Here is a 2,921-nt window from a genome sequence, read left to right as displayed (position 1 = left end):
CTGGCCGACCGGCGGCCGCCGTCGCGGGTGCTGCTGCTGGACGGCATCACCACCCCCGCGAACGTCGGCATGATCCTGCGGACGGCGACCGCCGCCGGGCTCGAGGGCGTGATCGTGCCGCGCCGCGGCGTCGCGGCGCTGGACCCGCTGGTGGTCAAGGCTTCGGCCGGGGTCGCCTTCCGCGCCCCGGTGCTGCGCTGCGGCTCGGCGCGCGAAGCGGCGGAGATGCTCGCCGAAGCGGGCTACGCGCTTTACGCGCTGGGCGCTTCGGCGCGCACCACGGTGTTCGACGTCGACCTGCCGCAGCGCGCGGCGTTCGTCCTCGGCGGCGAGACGGCCGGCGTCGGCGAAGAAGTCGGCGAGCTCGTCACGGAATGGGTGTCGATTCCCATGCCCGGCGACGTCGAGTCGCTGAACGTCTCGGCCGCCGCGGCGGTCTTGTCGTTCGAATTGGTGCGCCGAGCGCGCTGACTACTCAGCCGTCCGGGAACAACACGTTCAGTTCCGCGAGGGTCTCTTCGACCGAGCGGTGGTGCACGCCGACCATGCCCGCCTGCACGGCGCCGCGGATGTTCGTCACGGAGTCGTCGACGAACGCGCACCGCACGGCGGGCAGCCCGAGGCGGTCCGCCGCGATCAGGTAGACCGCCGGGTCCGGCTTGGCCACGCCGACCTCACCGGAAAACACCAGAGCGTCGAAATAGTCGAACATCGTGTTCTTGACCTCGGGCGACGCCCCAGGGGCGTTCGAGAGGAGCGCGGTGCGGACGCCTCGCTCGCGCGCGGCCGCCAGGTAGTCGTAGAACCGGCCGGCGTCGGGGTCGGTGAGAACTCCGGCGAAATCGACCAATAGCCCTTTCAGCACCCGGCACACCATAGCCGGGCCGCAACGCGCTGTCTCGCATAGCGCAACACTGCCGGGGAATCCCACGGTTCGGCGGATCTCGCCCGGATTGTGCGATTCCCGTCGCCTTTCCGGCCCGTTCCTGCCTCTAAGCGGTGGAGGTGGGGAAATGCCGAGTCCTGGAGGGGACGAAATGATCGAGGAACACCGGCTGCGAACGCTCATCCACTGCGAAGCGGTCAGGCGCGCGGAGGCGCCGCCGTCGGTGACGCCACTGGAACACCGCCGCGGCGGCACGCGATGTCCGGCGCCGCGGCAGCTCGAAGCGAGCGAGGTCGGCCGCGTGCTGAACATGCTGCTGGAGGCCTACGACGGCCGCCGCCCGGCGGCGCAGGTCCGCGCGCTGGTGGCCCCGGAGGTCTACGCGGGGTTCAGCGGTCCCAGCAGGACACGCCCGCGGCACCGCACGCAGACGATCCACACGTGCACCCCGGCCCCGGACGTGATCGAGGCGTGCGCCCGGGTGGAGGCGGACGGCCGCTCGTTCGCACTGGCGGCCCGCTTCACGCGGACGCCGACGGGGTGGCGTTGCGTGCGTTTCGCCCTCCTGAAGCCCCAGCGCCCGGGCCGGCCACTACGACGAGCGGCGTAGGAGGTCGTGAGTGATAAGTCGGGTTAGAACCCGACTTATCACTCACGAGCCGGGGTGGGCTCAGCGTGCGACCGGCAAGGTCGCCAAGCCGCGCAGGGTGGTTGTCGAGTTCCACTCCGGGGTGCCTGCCAGGCGCAGGTCCGGGAGCCTCCGGGCCAGTTCGCGGAGCACGATGCGGCCCTCCAGTCTCGCCAGTGGCGCGCCCAGGCAGAAGTGGATTCCCTGGCCGAACGCCAGGTGGCGGGCCGCCGGCCGGGAGGGGTTGAACTCGTCGGGATCCGGGCTCGCCGCCGGGTCGCGGTTGGCCGCGCCGAGCAGGATGATCGCCTGGCTGCCCGCCGGGACCGGGACCTCGCCCAGTGTTGTGTCGCGCAGGGCCGTGCGCGCGGTCAGCTGGACCGGGGAGTCGTAGCGCAGCACCTCCTCCACCACGCGGTCCGGGGTGTCCGCCGCGGCGCGAAGGCCGTCCGGGTGGTGCAGGAGCGCCAGGACGCCGTTGCCGATCAGGTTCGTCGTTGTCTCGTGGCCCGCGATCAGCAGCAGCGTGAGCGTCACCAGCAGCTCGCCCTCGGTGAGCACGTCGCCCGCGTCCGAGACCGCGACCAGCGCGGACAGCAGGTCCTCCCCCGGCTCGCTCCGGCGCCGGGCCGCCAGCTCGCGGAAGTAGCCGACGAACGACTGCCGGGCCTTCACCGCCGGCTCGATCGTCTCCGGGCGCTGCAGGAACGGCGGGTCCAGCGCCCGCGCCATCGCGTGCGACCAGGCCGCGAACTGCTCGCGGTCGTCCAGCGGGACGCCCAGCAGCTCGGCGATCACCTCGACCGGCAACGGCTTCGCGAGCGACGTCATCAGGTCGAAGGCACCGCCGGCGCTGTCCAGGAGCGACGCCGTGAGCTCCTCGATCCGCGGTGCCAGCCGCTCCACCATCCGCGGCGTGAACGCCTTCGCCACCAGGCGCCGCAGCCGCGTGTGGTCGGGCGGGTTCAGCGAGAGGAACGCCCGGACCACGCGTCCCGATTCGTCGACCGGCTGGTCCGGGAGGCGGTCCGCCGGATCCAGGTACTCGGGTTCCGGGTGCCCGAACGCCGGGTCGCGCAGCACCTGCGTGGCTTCGGCGAGGCCGCTGACGGCGAACATCTGCGGCGCCAGCGCGGCGACCGGCCACCGCTCACGCCACCGCGCGTAGTGCGGGTACGGGTCGGGCCGTCGGTCGGCGCCGAACAGCGCGAAGAACTCTTGCGGCTCGGCCGCGACCTGCGTCATGTGAACCCCCGTCGACGACACCGGGGCGCGCGGCTGAGCCACGCGCCCCGGTGTGCACCACCCACGTCAGCGACGCGGGCCCTTCTTGCCCTTCTTCTGCGCGTCGCGCTGCGCGGCGCGCCGATCCCGGCGGGTGCCCCCGCCGCCGCCCGCGGCCTGCGC

General features: G+C 72.9%; 4 protein-coding genes. 2 read left to right on the top strand and 2 right to left on the bottom strand.

Annotation, left to right across the window (positions count from 1 at the left end):
• On the top strand, window positions 1–471 hold a 471-nt coding region (locus G3I65_RS55920), incomplete at its 5' end, for an RNA methyltransferase (protein WP_160704749.1).
• A gap of 4 nt (window positions 472–475) precedes the next feature.
• Here the strand turns inward: G3I65_RS55920 and G3I65_RS55915 are convergent.
• Window positions 476–850 (bottom strand): HAD-IA family hydrolase, encoded by a 375-nt coding sequence (locus tag G3I65_RS55915; RefSeq protein ID WP_160704751.1) that lies wholly within the window; start codon window positions 848–850, stop codon window positions 476–478.
• 187 nt (window positions 851–1,037) lie between these two features.
• Between G3I65_RS55915 and G3I65_RS55910 the strand changes: the two genes are divergently transcribed.
• Window positions 1,038–1,496 (top strand): Rv3235 family protein, encoded by a 459-nt coding sequence (locus G3I65_RS55910; RefSeq protein ID WP_160704747.1) that lies wholly within the window; start codon window positions 1,038–1,040, stop codon window positions 1,494–1,496.
• Window positions 1,497–1,556: 60 nt separating this feature from the next.
• Here the strand turns inward: G3I65_RS55910 and G3I65_RS55905 are convergent, their stop codons facing one another.
• On the bottom strand, window positions 1,557–2,759 hold the full coding sequence (locus tag G3I65_RS55905; RefSeq protein WP_160704745.1) for a cytochrome P450: 1,203 nt from the start codon (window positions 2,757–2,759) through the stop codon (window positions 1,557–1,559).
• Window positions 2,760–2,921 lie beyond the last annotated feature (162 nt).

The sequence above is a fragment of the Amycolatopsis sp. SID8362 genome, assembly GCF_010550475.1.
GTDB lineage: Bacteria > Actinomycetota > Actinomycetes > Mycobacteriales > Pseudonocardiaceae > Amycolatopsis > Amycolatopsis eburnea.
Note: the sequence above shows the minus strand (reverse complement) of the source record. Positions and strands in the feature narration are given on the sequence as shown.